Below are 19547 nucleotides of genomic sequence, written 5' to 3'. Positions count from 1 at the left end.
GCCCCATTTTTGGGGAGACTGCGGCACCACTCCATCCCGGACCGACCTGTCTTGGCCACTGAACAAGAACTCTCCGATTTCCTCAAAAGTGTAGAAAAGCGCGCTTTCAAGCGTTCGGTCTACCACGTGCGCAATGAGGAAGCGGCTCTTGATATCGTGCAGGACAGCATGCTCAAGCTGGCGGAGCACTACGGCGACAAACCGCCGGCCGAGCTTCCGATGCTCTTTCAACGCATCCTGTCCAACTGCACGCTGGACTGGTTTCGGCGCCAGAAGACACGCAATGCACTGTTTTCGAGCATGAGCGACTTCGAGGGCCCCGGCGAAGATGGCATGGATTTTGATCTATTGGAAGCGTATTCCGGCCCGGAAGGCAGCGAGCGGGCCGAGAGTGCAGAAGATCTGACCCGCCGGGCCCAGACTTTCCATGAAATCGAAGCCGAAATCGCCGAACTTCCGCCACGTCAACGAGAAGCGTTCCTCATGCGTTACTGGGAAGAAATGGATGTAGCAGAAACGGCTGCCGCCATGGGTTGCTCTGAAGGCAGTGTCAAAACGCACTGTTTTCGGGCGATACAAACCCTGAGCAAGGCACTGAAGGCCAAAGGAATAGAGCTATGAACACTGTACAGACCCCCTCGCCACAGGCACAAGCAGCCGCCGACGTCTTCGCACGGCGGGTGACGGCACGTTTGTCCGGCGGCACCGACGCCCTCCCCTATGACATTGCCGAGCGCCTGCGAGCCTCGCGGATGCAGGCTTTGGCCCAGCGCAAGAAGGTGGCTGCACCCGTGCGCGCGGCGGCCCCGGTGGTTGTCAACGCGGGCGGCACGGCCACCCTGGGCCGAGGCGGCAGCGAGCGCAGCGGCTGGTGGAGCGCCCTTGTCTCCGCCGTCCCATTGATGGCATTGGTGGTCGGCCTCGTGATGATCAACATTGCCCAGGACGAAAACAGCGCCAATGACGTGGCCGAAGTGGACGCCGCCCTTTTGACCGATGATCTGCCGCCGGCAGCGTATGCCGATCCGGGCTTCGTACAGTTTCTCAAGACTTCCGCGCAGTCGAACTGAGCCGCCTGACACCGCCAACCCCGTACTGCATGCACCCAAGCCCTTCTGACGCTTCCCCCGCCCTGCCAGCCTTCGTGCTGGCTTTGGCGCTCTTGGGCGCGCTCGCCGTGGTCGGCGGCCAGGTGCTCGGGCAAATGCGCATGGTGCCCGGTACGGTGCTCTCCGCTGGTGCAGAAGCCGCGGTGGCCAGCCCCAACAATGCACGCGCGCCGTCGCGCGCTGGTGCCATGTCGGTGCCCCAGATAGAAACCGGCCCGGGCTGGGAGACCCTGACCACGCCCCAGAAACTGGCGCTCTACCCGCTGGCCGAGCGCTGGGCGTTGATCAGCGAGTCACAAAAGCGCCGCTGGCTGGCGCTGGCCGCCAATTTCTCGAGCCTGCCCGAGGAAGAGCAGGCGAAATTCCACGAGCGCATGACCGACTGGGCCAGCCTGAGCGCGCAGCAGCGCAACCAGGCCCGCCTGAACTACGCCGTGACCAACCGCCTGGCGCCCGATGACAAGCGCGCGCAGTGGGAGGCCTACCAGGCCCTGACCGATGACGAGCGCCGGGCCCTGGCCGCCCTGGCCGTGCCCAAGCCCAAGGGAGCAGCCACCGCGTTGCACCCCGTGTCCCCCAAGAAGCTGGCCCAGGTGCCGGCCGCGACCGCCGCCAACCCGGCCCGGCCCAACGCTCCCAAGATTCCCCCGGTCACCGACCATTCGCCCCGCATGGCGGCGCCGGTGCCGTCGTCCATTGCCGCACCGTCTGCCCCCAACGCATCAGCGTCGCAGTCCACCGGCTCCGTGGTGGTGGAAACCGCTCCCGTGTCGGTGCCCGTGGCCGTGCCCGCAGCGTTGCCACCGCTGGGCAGCAGTCCCGCAGAGGCCCCCGTGGCCGCGCCGCCCGTCACACCCGATAATTCCGGCTTGTACCCTCAATAACCGGGCCGCTGCCGGCCTGGCCTGACTTGTTCACCACCGGATGACCGCCTCCACTCCCGCCAGCGCACCGCAGGCCGCCACAGCGACCTCCAGCACCACCGCCGCCCCTTCCCAGCCCCTCGGCTTGACCGCGCCCAACCTGTGGCGCCGCATGGCCTGCTGGCTGTACGAGGGCATGCTCATGTTCGGCGTGGTCTTCATTGCCGGCTACCTCTTCGGCACGCTCAGCCAGACGCGCAATGCCATGGACAACCGCCACGCGCTGCAGGCTTTTCTGTTCGTGGTGTTCGGCATCTACTTCACATGGTTCTGGGCCAAAGGCCAGACCCTCGCGCAAAAGACCTGGCTGATCCGGGTGGTCGACAAGGCCGGGCAGCCCATCACACAGCTGCGGGCATTGCTGCGCTACGTGCTCAGCTGGGTGTGGTTTCTGCCGCCGCTGGCGGCCTACCTGTTTGGCGTGCCGGTGCTGGAAGTGCTGGTGCTCCTGGGCGGCTGGGTGGCTGTGTGGGCCATCCTGAGCCGGTTTCACCCGGAGCGCCAGTTCTGGCATGACGCGATGGCGGGCACACGGCTGGTGCACTTCGAGCTCGCTAAAAAATAGCCTTTCCGCGCCGCTGCGGGCGGCGCAAGCTGTCATGCAGCTGCGAGACAATGCGGAAATGTCTATGCGCCCCCCAGAGCCAATCCAACCAACTTCGCCCGTCAACCCTCAAAAGAGCCGTTCCGGACTGAACCGCATGTGGCATGCCGCCGGCTATTCGCTGGAGGGCCTGCGTGCCGGCTGGGGTGAGAAGGCGTTCAGGCAAGAGGCCATCGCTGCCGCCGTGATGCTGCCGCTCTCGCTGTGGCTGGGGCGCAGCTGGGTCGAAGTGGCACTGCTTGCGGGCTCCGTGCTGATCGTGATGATCGTGGAGCTGCTCAACACCGGCATCGAAACCGCCATCGACCGCATCGGCCCCGAATGGCATGACCTGTCCAAGCGCGCCAAGGACATGGGCAGTGCTGCCGTGCTGCTGGCGTTGTTGCTGTGCGGCGGCATCTGGGCCGCGGCACTTTTTCAGAGGTTTTTTCATGGCTGAGCCCGTTATTTCCGCTATTCCCGCTATTCCCGTTGCGTTCTCCGTCTGCGTCTACTGCGGCTCGCGCCCCGGCGAGAACCCCGCGTTCACCGAGGCCGCCAAGGCCGTGGGCCGCTTTATCGGCCAGCATGGCGGCCAGCTGGTTTACGGTGGTGGCCGCAGTGGCCTCATGGGCACGGTGGCCGAGGCCACACGCCAAGCCGGCGGCCGCGTGGTCGGCGTGATACCGCAGGCGCTGGTGGACAAGGAACTGGCCAACCGCCTGTGCGACGAGCTGCACATCGTGCAGACGATGCACGAGCGCAAGGCCATGATGGCCGAGCGCAGCGACGCCTTCCTCGCCCTGCCGGGCGGCATTGGCACGTTCGAAGAGCTGTTCGAGGTGTGGACCTGGCGCCAGCTGGGCTACCACGACAAGCCGCTGGGCTTGCTCAATGTGGCAGGCTACTACGACGCGCTGATGGGCTTTCTGGACCACAGCGTGGCCAGTGGTTTCATGGGCGAATGGCAGATGGGGTTGCTGCACACCTCCACCGACACCGAAGCGTTGCTGCGCACGCTGGTGCAATCCGCAGGCCCTGACCAGGCGCCCGTCCCGCTGCGATCCGTGATCTGACTAGACAGACATACAGACACACAGGCAGACAGGCTGGCTGTTGCGACATCGCGATACGGACCCGAGGGGGTAAAAAGCGAAGGGGCGGATATCCGCCCCTTTTGTTTTTTCAACTGCCGCATGTCCGTCTGCGGCAGGTGGATCAGACAGCGGCGTCGTCCAGATCGCCGGTACGGATGCGCACCACACGCTCCACAGACGTCACGAAGATCTTGCCGTCGCCGATCTTGCCGGTGCGCGCCACGTTCACGATGGCGTCCACGCAGCGGTCCACGTCCTCGGACTTGACGACGACCTCGACCTTCACCTTGGGCAAGAAGTCCACCACGTACTCGGCGCCGCGGTACAGCTCGGTGTGGCCCTTCTGGCGGCCAAAACCCTTCACCTCGGTCACGGTAAGGCCCGTCACGCCGCACTCGGCCAGGGCCTCGCGGACTTCTTCGAGCTTGAAGGGCTTGATGACGGCGGTGATCATTTTCATGGCGTGTCTCCTGAAGAAATATAAAAAAACGGGCTGAAAGCGAAGCGCCGGAGCGCTACGCCCTGAATTTGCTGGTGATAGGGTAACGCCAGTCCTTGCCGAAACTGCGGCGCGTCACCCTTATCCCTACGGGTGCCTGCCGGCGTTTGTACTCGTTGAGCTTGATGAGGCGCGTCACGCGCTCCACATCGGCGCGCGCAAAGCCGCTGGCGATGATGGATTCGATGGGCTCGTCATTTTCCATGAAGCGCGCCACGATGGCATCCAGCAGATCGTACGGCGGCAGGCTGTCCTGGTCCTTCTGGTCTGCCCGCAGTTCGGCGCTGGGCGGCCGGGTGATGATGCGCTCCGGTATGGGGTTGGTGCCCGTGCCGTAGGGGTCATTGGCATTGCGCCAGCGCGCCAGGTCGAACACCCGCGTCTTGGCCACGTCCTTGATCACCGCAAAACCACCTGCCATGTCGCCGTACAGCGTGCAGTAGCCGGTGGCCATCTCGCTCTTGTTACCCGTGGTGAGCACGATGGAGCCGAACTTGTTGGACAAGGCCATGAGGAGCGTGCCGCGGATACGCGCCTGCAGATTTTCCTCGGTCGTGTCCTCGGCCAAACCGGCGAAGTCGCTGGCCAGCGCGGACTTGAAGGCCTCGAACTGCGGCTTGATGGAAATCTCGTCGTAGCGCACGCCCATGCGGTCGGCCATGTCGCGCGCGTCGATCCAGCTGATGTCTGCCGTGTAGGGCGACGGCATCATCACCGTGCGCACCTTGTCGGCGCCCAGCGCATCCACTGCAATGGCCAGCACCAGCGCCGAATCGATACCGCCCGACAGGCCCAGCAGCGCGCCCGGGAACCCGTTTTTGCCCACGTAGTCGCGCACACCCAGCACCAAGGCATCCCAGAGGTCTGCCTCCAGACTTTTCTCGGGCCCCACCGTTGCTTCTATTTTGATAGCGTCTTGCGCTTGCTGGACCTGCGCAAACACCAGTTTTTCTTCAAACCCCGGGCCGCGCCCAGCCACCGAGCCATCCGCATTCAGCGCGAACGATCGCCCTTCGAACACCACCTCGTCCTGTCCTCCCACCAAGTGGGCATAGACCAGCGGCAGGCCGGTTTCGACCACGCGCTCGCGCATGGTGGCCTCGCGCTCGGCGCTCTTGCCCAGGTGAAAGGGCGACGCGTTGATGACGGCCAGCAGCTGCGCGCCGGCCGCGGCGGCATCGCGTGCAGGGGCGGCAAACCAGGCGTCTTCGCAGACCAGCACGCCCACGCGCACGCCCTCCACCTCGAACACGCAGGGCGCATGGCCCGCGACGAAGTAGCGGCGCTCGTCGAACACCTGGTAGTTGGGCAGCTCGCGCTTGGCATACGTCTGCTCAACACGGCCCCCGCGCAGCACGCTGGCCGCGTTGTGGCAGGGGCTGAAGGCCGGCGCATCGGGTGCCAGGGCCTGCGGGTGGCCCAGCAGGATGACCAGGCCTTTCAACCCTGCCGTCTCGCGGGCCACGGTTTTCACGGCATCATCACAGGCCGCGATGAAGGCGGGGCGCAGGAACAGGTCCTCGGCCGCATAGCCGCAGATCGCCAGCTCGGGAGTGAGCAGCAGCCGAGCGCCCTGGGCGTGGGCCTCGCGAGCAGCGGCAATGATCTTCTGCGCATTTCCGGGCATATCGCCCACGACAAAGTTGAGCTGCGCAGTGCAAATGGAGAGCGTCATGGAACTGGAGTCGGCCCCTGTGGCCGGGTTGGATACCGCCAATGCAGGCCCGCACCGCAGTGGGCGGCACGGGAGAGCGCATGGCTAAGGAAGCTGCCATTATCGCCCGCGTCCTCGCGTCCCCGCTCGATGTGGACGCAGCCGCCTGGAATGCCCTGCTCGCGCGCCAGAGCCACCCCACGCCCTTCCTGCGGCATGAGTACCTGGCCGCACTGCACGAGAGCGGCAGCGCCACGCCCCGCACCGGCTGGGCGCCGCGCTTCATGACGCTGTGGGACGGCGACACCCTGGTGGCCGCCTGCCCGCTGTACCTCAAGAACCACTCGTACGGTGAATACGTCTTCGACTGGGCCTGGGCCAGCGCCTACGAGCAGCACGGCGTGCCCTACTACCCCAAGGCCGTGATCGCCGTGCCCTTCACCCCGGTGCCGGGCAGCCGCCTGCTGGCACGCGACGACGAGACCCGGGCGCTGCTGCTGCAGGCGGTGTGCCAGTGGTGCGATGAAGAAAACGTGTCGTCGGTGCACATGCTCTTTGCGAGCGATGCGGACATCGAAGCCAGCGCCGAGCAGGAGCTGATGCTGCGCCGCACCGTGCAGTTCCACTGGACGAACACGGCTCCGGCCAACAGCGATGCCGGTCCCGCCACGCCCCATGCCGGGTCGCAAGCAGCGCCCATTGCAACGGTGCCACTTGCCACCCACGCAGCGCCCCCTGCGCAGCACAGCGGCGGCCGGCCGTTCCACAGTTTCGACGACTTCCTGGCCAGCCTGACCCAGGACAAGCGCAAGAAGATCCGCCAGGAGCGCCGCCGCGTGGCCGATGCGGGAGTGCGCTTTCGCTGGGCGCGCGGCACCGACATCAGCGCGGCGGACTGGGACTTTTTCTACCGCTGCTACGAGCGCACCTACCTCGAACATGGCAACCCGCCCTACCTCACCCGCGACTTTTTTGCCCGCATGGCAGCACACTTGCCGCAAGCGTGGTTGCTGTTCATCGCCGAACGCGACGGACATCCGATTGCTAGCAGTTTGATAGCTATCAGCGACCACCCATCCAGCGGTAGCGCACCCAGCGAGTCTGAAAACACAACACCCATCGCAGCCTACGGCCGGTACTGGGGTGCCCTGGAGCGAGTGGACTGCCTGCACTTCGAGGCCTGCTACTACCAGCCACTGCAGTGGTGCATCGAGCACGGCGTGCAGCGATTTGAAGGTGGTGCACAGGGCGAACACAAAATGGCCCGCGCTCTACTCCCAGTTCAAGCCACCAGCGCACACTGGCTGGCACACCCGGCATTCGCCGAGGCGGTGGAGCGGTTCCTGGAGCGGGAGACTGAAGGAATCCGGGGCTACTTAAATGACCTGCAGGAACGTAGCCCGTTTCGACACCCCGCAGAGAGCGGCAGCGCCCCAGGCCGGGCCGCCGCAGAGCCGAACGGTTGAACAGCAACCCGCAAAGCGCTTGGCGCCGCCTGGCAACTACATCGTGACGTGATGCGTTTTCGCTGACGGCTTACCGCCTCAGAAGCTCTCCCAGTCATCATCCCCACCAGCGGCCGGTGCGGGTGCCCTGGCCATGGCGGGTGCCTTGGCCGGTGCTGCCGCTGGCTTGGCAGTCGGTTTTGCCACGGACTTGGGCGCGGGCAGGCTGGCTGCAGGCGCCTTGCTCACAGGTGCGGCGCCTGCGGGCGTGGCGGACCTGCTGGCGCTGTGTGCAGCCAGGTGGGGCGCCGGGGTCGACAGGGCCTTGCGCGCAGCTGGGGGCGCAGCGGTGTAATGGCGCGCAGGTGGTGCCGGCTTCGATGGTGAGGCTGCGCTGCGCTGTTGCACTCCCGCCTCCAGCTTGAACACCGCCACCGCGTTCACCAGTTCGCCCGCCTGGGCGTTCAGCGCGCTGGCCGCCGCCGCCATTTCTTCCACCAGCGCCGCGTTCTGCTGCGTGGCCTGGTCCATCTGCGTGACGGCTTCGCCCACCTGGCCCACGCCTGCACTTTGCTCGCTGCTGGCCGCACTGATTTCGCCCATGATGTCGGTCACCCGGCGGATGGAGCTGACCACTTCGGTCATGGTGGCTCCGGCCTTGTCCACCAATGCAGTGCCTTGTTCCACGCGCTCCACGCTCGCATTGATCAGGGCCTTGATTTCCTTGGCGGCTTCGGCACTGCGGCCGGCCAGGCTGCGCACTTCACCGGCCACCACGGCAAAGCCACGGCCTTGCTCGCCGGCCCGGGCTGCTTCCACAGCAGCGTTCAGCGCCAGGATGTTGGTCTGGAAAGCAATGCCGTCGATCACGCTGATGATGTCCGCGATCTTCTTGCTGCTGTCGTTGATGCCTTTCATGGTCTCGACCACTTCGGCCACCACGTCGCCGCCCTGCACGGCCACGGTGGATGCGCTCATCGCCAGCTGGTTGGCCTGGCGCGCGTTGTCTGCGTTCTGGCGCACGGTGGAGCCCAGTTCTTCCATCGACGCTGCCGTCTCCTCCAGGGCCGACGCCTGCTGCTCGGTGCGCGCCGACAGGTCGTTGTTGCCCGAGGCGATTTGCGAGCTGGCCGATGCCACCCCTTCTGCATTGCCGCGCACGGTGCTCACGGTGGTCACCAGGCTTTGCTGCATGCGCTGCAGCGCGCCGAGCAATTGGCCGGTTTCATCCTTCGACTGCACGTGGATGTGGCCGCTCAGGTCGCCGCTGGCCACGCGGTCGGCGGCTTCCACCGCCCGGGCCAGCGGGCGGGTGATGGAGCGGATGATGGTGATGGCCAGAAAGATCGCCAGCGCAATGGCTGCAGCCCCTGCGATGAGCACGTCGCGCTGCAGTGCACTGGCGGCGGCTTCGGCCCGCTCGCCCGCATCGGCGGTGACCTGGGCCTGGAAGTCGACCTGCTCCTGGATGGTGGCCTGGTAAGCCCGCTGGGTGGGGCGCAGGCGTTCTTCGAGCAGCTTCAGGGCCTCGTCCTTTTGCCCCTTTTGGATCAGGCCGATGTACTCGTCGCCCAGCGCCAGAAAGCTGCTGCGGTTTTGCTGCATGCGCGCCAGGATCTCCTTGCCTTTGTCGGACCGGATCAGGCTGACGATGACCGGCATTTCTTTGGCAATCGACGCCCGCGCTGCGGCCACGCGCTCGAGCGACTGCTTGATGATGTCTTCGGACGTGAACAGCGCCAGGTTGCGGAACTGGATGGCCTGCACATTCACCCCATCGGCCAGCGTGCCCATGGTCTTGGTGATGGGGATGCGCATGGTGACGATGTCGTTGAGCGACGCGCGCTGGCTGGCCGAATGCGCCAACGCCACTCCCCCCAGGATGACGAGCAGCAGCACCATGGCGGCAAAGGCGGCCGCAAGGCGGGTGGAAATGTTCAGACGGTGCATCTTTTGCGACTCCTCAGTGAAAGCACGGATTGATCGTTGACTGCACACCATATAGCCGCAAAGGCCCATCAGCCAGCACTTTTTGGCATAACTGACTGACCATGTCTCGCTGGCGCACCCCTGGCGGGTGTGCAGTTTGGAGAGCTGGCTCCACGCGCGCAGGGCGTGTGGGCGCAAAAAAATGCTACCGTCACCAGACACCCCACCCACCCGGCGCACCAACCCGTCTGGAAGCACGACCCGATGCCATTTTTCAGCAAGAAAACCGAGACCGGCGACCCCGCCCACATGCCGCCGCCCGGGCTGCGTTTGCTGGCCCTGGAGCTGCGCGCGCCGTGGGAGTTTGGCGCGGTGCTGCCCGCCTGGCCCGTGCTGCAGCGGGCTCCGCGGGGCGACGGCCACACGGTCATCGTGTTCCCCGGGCTCACCGCGGGCGACGCCACCACCATCCCGCTGCGCCGCTACCTCGATTCACGCAACTACGCCACGCAGGGCTGGGGCCAGGGCCTGAACCTGGGGCCCCGCGAAGGTGTGCTGGACAACGCCAAGCGCCAGTTGCAGGCGGCCAGCGACGCCAGCGGGCGCAAGGTCAGCCTGGTGGGCTGGAGCCTGGGCGGCGTGTACGCCCGCGAACTGGCCAAGGAAATGCCGGACCGGGTGCGCTGCGTGATCACGCTGGGTACGCCGTTTGCAGGGCACCACACATCGACCAACGCGTGGCGCATCTACCAGTTCGCGAGTGGACGCAGCATCGAGCGCGAGACCGCCAACTACAACCTGCCCGAGGCGCCCCCGGTGCCCACCACCAGCATCTATTCGCGCAGCGACGGCGTGGTGGCCTGGCGCGGCAGCATCCAGGCGCCCGCGGCGCACAACCCAGACACCGAGAATATCGAGGTGGTGGCCAGCCACTTCGGCATTGGCCTCAACCCCAGCGCCTGGTGGGCCGTGGCCGACCGCCTGGCACAGCCGCAAGGCGCTGCGTGGCAAAAGTTCCAGCGGCCCACCCTGCCGGGTCTGCAGTTGATCTACCCCGACCCCGAGCGGTGAGGCCCGGGCCTGGCAGCATGGCCCCCATCGCCACCCTCAGTGCCTGACACGCAAAAAAGCACGCGGAGAATCCTTCTCTCGCGTGCTTCTTTTTTTATAGCGACTACCGCTTATCCAGCAAGCGGTAGCGGCATTTTTCTTTGAATATCCGGGATGACCTTCGCTCAGAAGCTCTCCCAGTCATCATCCCCACCCGCGGCCGGTGCGGGGGCCTTGGCCGGTGCTGCCGCTGGCTTCGCAGTCGGTTTTGCCACGGACTTGGGCGCGGGCAGGCTGGCTGCAGGCGCCTTGCTCACAGGTGCGGCGCCTGCGGGCGTGGCGGACCTGCTGGCGCTGTGTGCAGCCAGGTGGGGCGCCGGGGTCGACAGGGCCTTGCGCGCAGCTGGGGGCGCAGCGGTGTAATGGCGCGCAGGTGGTGCCGGCTTCGATGGTGAGGCTGCGCTGCGCTGTTGCACTCCCGCCTCCAGCTTGAACACCGCCACCGCGTTCACCAGTTCGCCCGCCTGGGCGTTCAGCGCGCTGGCCGCCGCCGCCATTTCTTCGACCAGCGCCGCGTTCTGCTGCGTGGCCTGGTCCATCTGCGTGACGGCTTCGCCCACCTGGCCCACGCCTGCGCTTTGCTCGCTGCTGGCCGCGCTGATCTCGCCCATGATGTCGGTCACCCGTCGGATGGAGCTGACCACTTCGGTCATCGTGGCCCCGGCCTTGTCCACCAGGGCCGTGCCTTGTTCCACGCGCTCCACGCTCGCATTGATCAGGGCCTTGATTTCCTTGGCGGCTTCGGCGCTGCGCCCGGCCAGGCTGCGCACTTCACCGGCCACCACCGCAAAGCCCCGGCCTTGTTCGCCGGCCCGGGCTGCTTCCACCGCAGCGTTCAGCGCCAGGATGTTGGTCTGGAAAGCAATGCCGTCGATCACGCTGATGATGTCTGCGATCTTCTTGCTGCTGTCGTTGATGCCTTTCATGGTCTCCACCACTTCGGCTACCACGTCGCCGCCCTGCACGGCCACGGTGGATGCGCTCATCGCCAGCTGGTTGGCCTGGCGGGCGTTGTCTGCGTTCTGGCGCACGGTGGAGCCCAGCTCTTCCATCGAGGCTGCCGTCTCCTCCAGGGCCGACGCCTGCTGCTCGGTGCGGGCCGACAGGTCGTTGTTGCCGGAGGCGATTTGCGAGCTGGCCGATGCCACCCCTTCTGCGCTGCTGCGCACTGTGCTCACGGTGTTGGCCAGGCTTTGCCGCATCTCGCCCAGCGCCGCCAGCAGCTGGCCCATTTCATCCTTGCCGCCGGCGGGTACTTCGGACGTCAGGTCGCCGCCGGCAATGGCGCGGGCGGCCTGCACCGCGTGGTGCGCGGGTCGCGTCACCGCCCGGGTGATGGCGATGCCCAGCACCGCGGCCAGCACCACGCACACCGCCAGCGTGCCCAGCACCCAGATGCGGGCCAGGTTGAAGACCTGCAGCGCATCGACCTCTGCCTGCTGCGCGGCCTCGGTGTTGATTTTCTGCAGCTCGCCCAGCGTCTCCGCCGTGGCGACGAAAGCCGCCTCGGACTCGCCAGCGTACAGCATGGCCATGGCGTCGCTGGTGAGCTCCAGCGTCTCTGTGGTACTGAAGTCCACGCTCTTGGCGATGTCGATCAGCTTGGCCTGCAGTTCGACGTACGCGACCTTGCGCTTCTTGTAGTCGCCGTAGACCTCGCGCTCCTTGGGGATGTCGATCAGGGTTTCATACGTGGCCTCGACACGGTCGAGATCCTTGTGCCGCGCGGCCACCTGTTCGGAGAACGCCTTGACCTCAGCCGCGTTGCGCGCCGTGACGACGCCCGCCTCGGCACGCCGCATGCGGTTGAGCAGCACACGCAGCTCGCCGGTCTGCGTGACGCTGGGCAGCAGGTTGGTGGCGATCTCTTCAGCATTGGCGTGAATGCGCGACATCTGCACCAGCGCAATGGCGCCGAGCAAAGCCGTCAGCACTACCAATGCCAGAAACCCCAAGCCCAGCTTGACGCCGATGCGCAGATCGGAAACTTTCATGAATCACCCTTCAGACAGCGGTGCCGCGATGGGCCCACTATTTGTAACAAAATGCTGCCTCACTCTATCAGCGAGACGCAGCATTTCCTCTCAGGTGTTTCCACGGTTTGCGCAACCGAGCGTCATGCGGCAGGGGTGGCGTGCAGTATTGAAAGCTCCATTTTTGATAGCGCCTAGCGCACTGGCTACCTGCGGCGCAGCCTCTTCGGCTCACCGCAGGCGGCGGGCGCAGTTGGCAGCGCTACTGCGGCACCACCTCCAGCACGATGAACTGGTTGGCCTGCGTGTCTGTGGTGAAGTTGTTGTCCGCCGCCAGCACCAGGGTGCGGTGGCCGTTGGGCAGCGTGTGGCCCCAGGTGATGGCCTCGATGTTGTCCAGCTTCACGCCCTGCCAGGTGAGCGGCATCTCCAGCAGCACCCGCCGCGTCATGGGGGTGTAGGTGGCTCCCGCCAGTCGCGCGGTGCCGATCACGTCGGTGGTGGCGCTGGTGATCTCGGTCCACACCAGGCGGATGGTGTTGCCCACGCCCGAGGCAAAGGCGCGCTCCACCGCGATGAACTGGCCATTGCCCACGGCCAGCATGTCCGACAGGCCGTTGTCCGGCCCGAACGGGGCGCCAGGTGCTGCGTCCACCGGAATCTTGGGCAACTGGTAGGCGTACTGCCCCTTGGGCTTGCCGGTGGCGGGGTCGAGAGCGGTCACGCGCACCACGCTGCCGCCTTGCAGGCTGGTGAGGGGGCCGTCCTGGATCAGCGCGTCTTCATTGGCCGCGTACACCGTGCCATCGGGCGCCACGGCCAGGGCCTCAAACACCTTGTTGCTGCGCGCGCCGTCGGTGGTGTTGTCCGCGTACTGGTACATGGCAGGCAGCGAGAACTCGCGCACAAAGCGGCCTTCGCGCGTCATCTGCCGCACGAAGGGCTGAAAGCGGCTGGCGGCCGTGGCGCTCCAGTTGCCCTCCGAGGCCCAGTACAGGCTGCCGTCCGGCGCGGTGCGGATGGCTTCGGGGTCCACCGTACGCGCCGTGGCGGGGAACGGTGTGCCGTCCTCGCGCAGCATGTTCGTCTGGCGGTTGATCTTGACCTTGACGCTGCCGCTGGCGTCGTAGTCGATGCCCAGGTTGTAAAAGCGCGGCGTGCCCCGCTCGCCGCCCCGGTCGTCGGAGATGGCCCAATAGCTGCCGTCCGCCGCGCGGTCGAGGCCCGAGATGCCGCCGAACTCGACCCCTTCGAACATCGTGCCGGTGGGCAGCGACGTGCTGCCCAGCAGCCGCAGCGACGCAATGGGCTGCGCACGGCCATCGTCATCGCTGCCACCGCAGCCCGCCAATGCGGCGGCCATTGCCACCGCGGTTGCCACGCCCACGGCCATGCGCCGCCATGAATGCACCAGTGCCACTGCCATTGCCATTGCTGCCGCTCCCTGCCCTGCCGGGCCTGTTGAATAGATGGATGAAGGAAGAAGAGAATCAAAGACCCACGAAAGCGCCCGAGCCTAGGGCGCCCGTGTTGCGGGTGCATGACAGCGGCGGGGGATGTTCGGCAGATATTCGGAGAACGGTCGCGGCACGGCGCAGGCCACGGCGGGCGGCGCCCGGCCATGAAAAAAGCGCACAGGTCCGGAACCTGTGCGCTTTCTTCAATTGCTTCTTTTTTCATAGCTGCCGGCGCTTTTCCATAAAGCGCCAGCGGCAAATTTTCCTCACACCCGGCCCGGCAGGCCAGGCTGGGCCATCAGGCGTTGTTGGCCTTCTGGTAGGCCGCGATGCCGTCGGTGACTTCCTTCTTGGCGGAGTCGATGCCTTCCCAGCCCAGCACCTTGACCCACTTGCCCTTTTCCAGGTCCTTGTAGTGCTCGAAGAAGTGGGCGATGGCGTTGCGGCGCATGGCGTTCACGTCGTCGATGGTCTTCCAGTGGTCGTACATGGGCAGAATCTTGGACGTGGGCACGGCGATGACCTTGCCATCGACACCGGCCTCGTCTTCCATCATCAGGATGCCCAGGGGGCGGCAGGGCACCACCACGCCCGAGTGCAGCGGGTACGGTGTGATCACCAGCACGTCCACCGGGTCGCCGTCGCCCGACAGCGTCTGCGGCACGTAGCCGTAGTTGGTCGGGTAGTGCATGGCCGTGGTCATGAAACGGTCCACGAAGATCGCGCCGGATTCCTTGTCCACTTCGTACTTGATCGGGTCGGCGTTCATCGGGATCTCGATGACGACGTTGAAGGCTTCAGGGATGTTCTTGCCGGGGGTGACTTTGTTGAGGGACATGTCTTTGAATGGTGGTTGCTGAACGTAACCCGCGATGCGTGCGGCAAGTCGCGCAGCGTCGGGATTAACCCTGATTTTAGGGGCACGCCCCTTTCTGCTCGCTTGCAAACCCGCGTTTGCCTGTAAATTGGGCCTGTTGGCCAATCGACTCCTTGCCCCCTGGCGGGCCCGGTAGCACGAGGAAGCAACGCAGCGGAAGCACCACCGACCTGCGTTGTGATGTTTCCTTCCGTGCAACTGAAAAGATTGAAAGGAGCGACCAATGGCTGGAACTACAGCGCTGACTGCCCCCCTGATACTGGCTCTGGTTTGCGGATTGATTGCGGTGGCCTACGGCATCTGGGCGCGGGGATGGATCCTCGCCAAGGACCCGGGCAATGCCCGCATGCAGGAGATCGCCGCCGCCATCCAGGCGGGCGCCGCCGCCTACCTCGCCCGCCAGTACAAGACCATCGCCATCGTCGGCGTGGTGCTGGCCGTGCTCATCGGCATCTTCCTGGACGGCACCACGGCCATCGGCTTCGTGGTGGGCGCGGTGCTCTCGGGCGCCTGCGGATTCATCGGCATGAACGTGTCGGTCAAGGCCAACGTGCGCACGGCGCAGGCCGCCACGCACGGCATCGGCCCGGCGCTCGACGTGGCGTTTCGCGGCGGGGCGATCACCGGCATGCTGGTGGTGGGCCTGGGGCTGCTGGGCGTCACGGGCTTTTACTGGTTTTTGGTGGGCAACGGCAACCTCACGCCCACCGCCAGCCTGGCCACGCTGCTCAACCCGCTGATCGGGTTTGCGTTCGGCTCATCGCTGATTTCCATCTTTGCGCGGCTCGGTGGCGGCATTTTCACCAAGGGTGCCGACGTGGGCGCCGACCTGGTGGGCAAGGTCGAAGCCGGCATCCCTGAAGACGACCCGCGCAACCCCGCCGTGATCGCCGACAACGTGGGCGACAACGTGGGCGACTGCGCCGGCATGGCGGCCGACCTGTTCGAGACCTACGCAGTGACGCTGATCGCCACCATGGTGCTGGGCGCGCTGCTGGTGGCGGCGGCCCCGGTCAATGCGGTGGTGTACCCGCTGGCGCTGGGCGCCGTGTCCATCGTGGCGTCCATCATCGGCTGCTTCTTTGTCAAGGCCTCGCCCGGCATGAAGAACGTGATGCCCGCGCTCTACAAGGGCCTGGCGATCGCCGGCGTGCTGTCGCTCATCGCCTTCTACTTCGTCACGGTGTGGATCATGCCGGACAACGCCATCATGGCCAGCGGCAGCCAGATGCGCCTGTTCGGCGCCTGCGCCACCGGCCTGGTGCTGACGGCCGCGCTGGTGTGGATCACCGAGTTCTACACCGGCACGCAGTATTCGCCCGTGCAGCACATCGCGCAGGCGTCCACCACCGGGCACGGCACCAACATCATCGCGGGCCTGGGTGTGTCGATGCGCTCCACCGCCTGGCCGGTGATCTTCGTCTGCCTGGCGATCCTGGCGGCTTACCAGCTGGCGGGGCTGTACGGCATTGCGGTGGCGGCCATGTCCATGCTGTCCATGGCGGGCATCGTGGTGGCGCTGGATGCCTACGGCCCCATCACCGACAACGCCGGCGGCATTGCCGAAATGGCCGAGCTGCCCAGCAGCGTGCGCGACATCACCGACCCGCTGGACGCCGTGGGCAACACCACCAAGGCAGTGACCAAGGGCTACGCCATCGGCTCGGCGGGCCTGGCCGCGCTGGTGCTGTTTGCCGATTACACGCACAAGCTCGAGAGCTACGGCCGCGCCATCACGTTCGACCTGTCCGACCCGCTGGTCATCGTGGGCCTGTTCATCGGCGGGCTGATCCCCTACCTGTTCGGCGCGATGGCGATGGAAGCCGTGGGCCGCGCCGCCGGCGCCGTGGTGGTGGAGGTGCGCCGCCAGTTCCGCGACATCCCCGGCATCATGGAAGGCACGGCCAAGCCCGAATACGGCAAGGCCGTGGACATGCTGACCACCGCCGCCATCAAGGAGATGGTGATCCCCAGCCTGCTGCCCGTGGTGGTGCCCATCGTCGTGGGCCTGGCCCTGGGACCCAAGGCGCTGGGCGGGCTGCTGATGGGCACCATCGTCACCGGCCTCTTCGTGGCCATCAGCATGTGCACCGGCGGCGGCGCCTGGGACAACGCCAAGAAGTACATCGAAGACGGCCACCACGGCGGCAAGGGCAGCGAGGCCCACAAGGCCGCCGTGACCGGTGACACCGTGGGCGACCCCTACAAGGACACCGCCGGCCCGGCCATCAACCCGCTGATCAAGATCATCAACATCGTGGCGCTGCTGATCGTGCCGCTGGTGGTGAAGTTTCACGGGGGGTGAGCGAACGCGGGGACGGGCCCGGCCCGCCCGCCGCTAAAAATGCAACCAGGGGGCCGCGGCCCCCTTTTTGCCGCTTACCATGGCGGTTACGGATCCCTTCACCCCCCAGAAGATGGCCTTGAACAGCACCACCACACCGGCCTCGCACCCCTCTGACGACCGCAGCGCGGCGTACCAGAGCCTCTTTCCCGGCGTGGTGGCGGACTCCAGGTATCTGATGGAACGCGTGGCCGAAGCCGCCCGCATGACGCTGCAGGCGCGCCTGGACGCGGTGCGCACCGCGGGGGAGCACCAGGCCATGCACGAGGCGCGGCAACAGATCACGCGGCTGGCCAACGTGATGAGCGACCGCTACCCCGAGGCGCTGCGCAAGTCCATCGAGCAATCGTCCAGCCGCAGCGCCGAAAAAACCACGCGTTCGCTGTTCACCGTGCATTTCGATGAACTCGAACTCATGGACGAGTCGCAGATCAGCGACAGCGTGGAGCGCGCCCGCGCGCGGCAGATCCTGATCTCCGCGGTGGACGGGCCCCTGGCCGACCTGGACGCGCTGGTGTGCGCAGCCCAGGGGCTGCCCAGCGTGCAGCCCGACCAGAACCCCTTGCGCCCCGACGTCTTCCTGCAGGCACTGCAAGCCGTGGTGTCGCAGATGCAGGTCTCCGACCAGGTGCGCCACGACTGGATCGGCCCGATGGCCCAGGCGCTGGGCAGTGAGCTGCGCGCGCTGTACCTGGCGCAGACCGACAAGCTCAGGCACACCGGCGTGCAGCCCGTGGGCTATGCCAGGCGGCAGGCCGACGGCCAGGTGGTGTATGCCGCGCCCGCCGGGGCCGGTGCCGCGCAGGGCTTTGCCGCCGACAACGAATTCGCCACCGCGGCGTCGGTGCCCGCCGACTCCCTGCTCACGCTCGACCGGCTGCGCCGCCTGCTGCTGGGCGAACTGAACGAGCCCGTGGCACCGGCGCCCGCGCCGGGGTCCAGTGCCCTTGGCGAGGTGCAGGAGGACTTCGCCGAGCGCTTTGCGCGGGAGTTCGACGGGCTGGACCCGCTGCCCCGCGTGGACCCGCCCGCCACGGATTTCGCCATGACGGTGCCTGCCGCCTTCGAGGCGCTGCAGGAGATGAACCAGGTCGGCCAGATGATGGAGCGCCTGGGCAGTCCGCGCCCCGCTGCTGCAGCCAGTAGCGCCGACAGCCTTGCCCCCGCCGCCGCGCCCCGCCAGCCTGCCAGCGGGCTGGGCCAGGCCCTGAGCATGGAGGTGGTCGCGCTCATGGTGGACAACATCGCCCGGGACACCCGGCTGCTGTGGCCCGTGCAGCAGTTCGTGCGGGCGATGGAGCCGGCGCTCATGCAGCTGGCGCTGGCCGACCCTCGCTTTTTCAGCCACAAGGAACACCCCGCGCGCCAGTTGCTGCAGGACATGACCGAGCGCAGCCTGGCTTTTGACAGCACCGAAGCCACTGGCTTTCAGAGCTTCATGCGCTCGCTGATGAACATCGCGGGCCCGCTGGCCACCGCCACGATTGAAGGGGCTGATGACTTCGAGCAGGTGCTGCAGCAGTTGCACGCCAAGTGGGCCGAGAGCGAGAAGGAACGCAAGCAGGAGCGCCAGCGCGCCATCGAGACGCTGCAGCACGCCGAGCAGCGCCACCTGCTGGCCGCCAAGGTGTCCCGCGACATCTGGCTGCTGCCCGACATCGACAAGGTGCCCGACGCCATCCTGCGCTTTCTGCTGGGCCCCTGGGCCAAGGTCGTGGCCCAGGCGCGGCTGACCGACAAGACCGGCAGCATCGACCCGGGCCGCTACCAGGAGCTTGTGGATGCGCTCATCTGGAGCGCCCAACCCGAGCTGACGCGCACCAACACCGGCCGCCTGGCGCGCCTGCTGCCCAAATTGCTGCCCAAGCTGCGCGAGGGTCTCGCGTCCATCGACTACCCGCCGGACCGCACCGAGGCCGTGTTCCAGTTGCTGATGCAGTTGCACCAGCAGGCGTTCAAGCAGGCCCCGCGCCCTGCCTCGTCCCGCACGGCACCGCCGGCCGAGGCACCCGCACCGGCTGCAGCACCACCGCCACCCCCACTGTCGTCTGCAGCGCCGGTGCCTGCGCTCAACGACGACGACGATGACCCCTGGGTCGCCCCGTCCGAGGCCAAGGAGTCGGGCTTCATGGAGTCATCGCAGGCGCCTGAATCCGAAAACCCGTTGCCCGCCGCGCTGGCGCCTGCCGCAGCCAGCGAGACCAGTGCGCCGCAGCTGGCCATTGGCTGCTGGGTGAATCTGCTCGTCGCGGGCCGCTGGGAGCGCACGCAGCTGTCGTGGATCGGCTCCAACGGCACCTTCTTCCTGTTCACCAGCGCAGCGGGCCGCACGCAGTCGATGACCCTGCGGCTGGTGGACCGGCTCATCCAGCAAGGGGCCCTGCACGTGCTGGCACAGCACAACGTGGTCGACGGCGCGCTCGATGCCGTGGCGCAAGCGGCCATGCGCAACAGCGTAGAGAGCAGGCTGTGACAGCGCTGCACCTGGGGGGTTGATGCCGGCGGGTTAACCCAGGTTGGGCGATGCAAGGCTGCGGCTTGCATATG

General features: G+C 66.5%; 16 protein-coding genes. 10 read left to right on the top strand and 6 right to left on the bottom strand.

Annotation, left to right across the window (positions count from 1 at the left end):
- Positions 1–51 precede the first annotated feature (51 nt).
- The 6 genes from ACSQ3N_RS10435 to ACSQ3N_RS10410 all read left to right on the top strand — a co-directional run bounded on the left by ACSQ3N_RS10435 (position 52) and on the right by ACSQ3N_RS10410 (position 3691).
- Entirely contained in the window at positions 52–621 is a 570-nt protein-coding gene (locus tag ACSQ3N_RS10435; RefSeq protein WP_056168007.1) for an RNA polymerase sigma factor, read from the top strand.
- Positions 618–1070 carry a DUF3619 family protein gene (locus ACSQ3N_RS10430; protein WP_056168004.1) on the top strand — a complete coding sequence of 151 codons (453 nt, stop codon included), beginning with the start codon at positions 618–620 and terminating at the stop codon, positions 1068–1070. The genes ACSQ3N_RS10435 and ACSQ3N_RS10430 overlap by 4 nt, the downstream gene beginning before the upstream one ends.
- Before the next feature lie 29 nt (positions 1071–1099).
- A complete protein-coding gene (locus tag ACSQ3N_RS10425) occupies positions 1100–1993 on the top strand; it encodes a DUF3106 domain-containing protein (RefSeq protein ID WP_056168002.1) in 894 nt (297 codons plus the stop codon).
- Positions 1994–2033: 40 nt separating this feature from the next.
- Positions 2034–2597 (top strand): RDD family protein, encoded by a 564-nt coding sequence (locus tag ACSQ3N_RS10420; RefSeq protein ID WP_056167999.1) that lies wholly within the window; start codon positions 2034–2036, stop codon positions 2595–2597.
- Between the two features lie 64 nt (positions 2598–2661).
- A complete protein-coding gene (locus tag ACSQ3N_RS10415) occupies positions 2662–3075 on the top strand; it encodes a diacylglycerol kinase (protein WP_156372099.1) in 414 nt (137 codons plus the stop codon).
- On the top strand, positions 3068–3691 hold the full coding sequence (locus ACSQ3N_RS10410; protein ID WP_056167995.1) for a TIGR00730 family Rossman fold protein: 624 nt from the start codon (positions 3068–3070) through the stop codon (positions 3689–3691). Before ACSQ3N_RS10415 ends, ACSQ3N_RS10410 begins: the two co-directional genes overlap by 8 nt.
- 142 nt (positions 3692–3833) lie before the next feature.
- Here ACSQ3N_RS10410 and ACSQ3N_RS10405 read toward each other — a convergent pair whose 3' ends face one another.
- Positions 3834–4172, bottom strand: coding sequence for a P-II family nitrogen regulator (locus tag ACSQ3N_RS10405; protein WP_056167991.1), 339 nt, complete (start codon positions 4170–4172; stop codon positions 3834–3836).
- Between the two features lie 55 nt (positions 4173–4227).
- On the bottom strand, positions 4228–5886 hold the full coding sequence (locus ACSQ3N_RS10400) for an NAD+ synthase (protein WP_056167989.1): 1659 nt from the start codon (positions 5884–5886) through the stop codon (positions 4228–4230).
- Positions 5887–5966: 80 nt separating this feature from the next.
- Between ACSQ3N_RS10400 and ACSQ3N_RS10395 the strand changes: the two genes are divergently transcribed.
- Positions 5967–7331: a GNAT family N-acetyltransferase gene (locus ACSQ3N_RS10395; protein WP_056169196.1), complete on the top strand. Its 1365-nt coding sequence runs from the start codon at positions 5967–5969 to the stop codon at positions 7329–7331.
- A gap of 78 nt (positions 7332–7409) precedes the next feature.
- Here the strand turns inward: ACSQ3N_RS10395 and ACSQ3N_RS10390 are convergent, their stop codons facing one another.
- A complete protein-coding gene (locus ACSQ3N_RS10390; RefSeq protein WP_436146190.1) occupies positions 7410–9260 on the bottom strand; it encodes a methyl-accepting chemotaxis protein in 1851 nt (616 codons plus the stop codon).
- Positions 9261–9503: 243 nt separating this feature from the next.
- On the opposite strand from ACSQ3N_RS10390, the gene ACSQ3N_RS10385 reads away from it, so the two are divergent.
- Positions 9504–10310, top strand: coding sequence for an alpha/beta hydrolase (locus ACSQ3N_RS10385; RefSeq protein WP_436146189.1), 807 nt, complete (start codon positions 9504–9506; stop codon positions 10308–10310).
- A 164-nt stretch (positions 10311–10474) separates the two neighbouring features.
- Here ACSQ3N_RS10385 and ACSQ3N_RS10380 read toward each other — a convergent pair whose 3' ends face one another.
- The 3 genes from ACSQ3N_RS10380 to ppa all read right to left on the bottom strand — a co-directional run bounded on the left by ACSQ3N_RS10380 (position 10475) and on the right by ppa (position 14617).
- Positions 10475–12343 carry a methyl-accepting chemotaxis protein gene (locus ACSQ3N_RS10380; RefSeq protein ID WP_436146188.1) on the bottom strand — a complete coding sequence of 623 codons (1869 nt, stop codon included), beginning with the start codon at positions 12341–12343 and terminating at the stop codon, positions 10475–10477.
- Between the two features lie 241 nt (positions 12344–12584).
- A complete protein-coding gene (locus ACSQ3N_RS10375) occupies positions 12585–13754 on the bottom strand; it encodes an esterase-like activity of phytase family protein (RefSeq protein WP_436146187.1) in 1170 nt (389 codons plus the stop codon).
- 323 nt (positions 13755–14077) lie between these two features.
- A complete protein-coding gene (gene ppa / locus ACSQ3N_RS10370; protein WP_056167978.1) occupies positions 14078–14617 on the bottom strand; it encodes an inorganic diphosphatase in 540 nt (179 codons plus the stop codon).
- A gap of 262 nt (positions 14618–14879) precedes the next feature.
- On the opposite strand from ppa, the gene ACSQ3N_RS10365 reads away from it, so the two are divergent.
- Entirely contained in the window at positions 14880–16961 is a 2082-nt protein-coding gene (locus ACSQ3N_RS10365; protein ID WP_056167976.1) for a sodium-translocating pyrophosphatase, read from the top strand.
- Positions 16962–17073: 112 nt separating this feature from the next.
- Entirely contained in the window at positions 17074–19473 is a 2400-nt protein-coding gene (locus ACSQ3N_RS10360; protein WP_436146186.1) for a DUF1631 family protein, read from the top strand.
- Positions 19474–19547 lie beyond the last annotated feature (74 nt).

The sequence above is a fragment of the Acidovorax sp. LjRoot194 genome (assembly GCF_964253015.1).
Lineage (GTDB): Bacteria > Pseudomonadota > Gammaproteobacteria > Burkholderiales > Burkholderiaceae_C > Acidovorax.
Note: the sequence above shows the minus strand (reverse complement) of the source record. Positions and strands in the feature narration are given on the sequence as shown.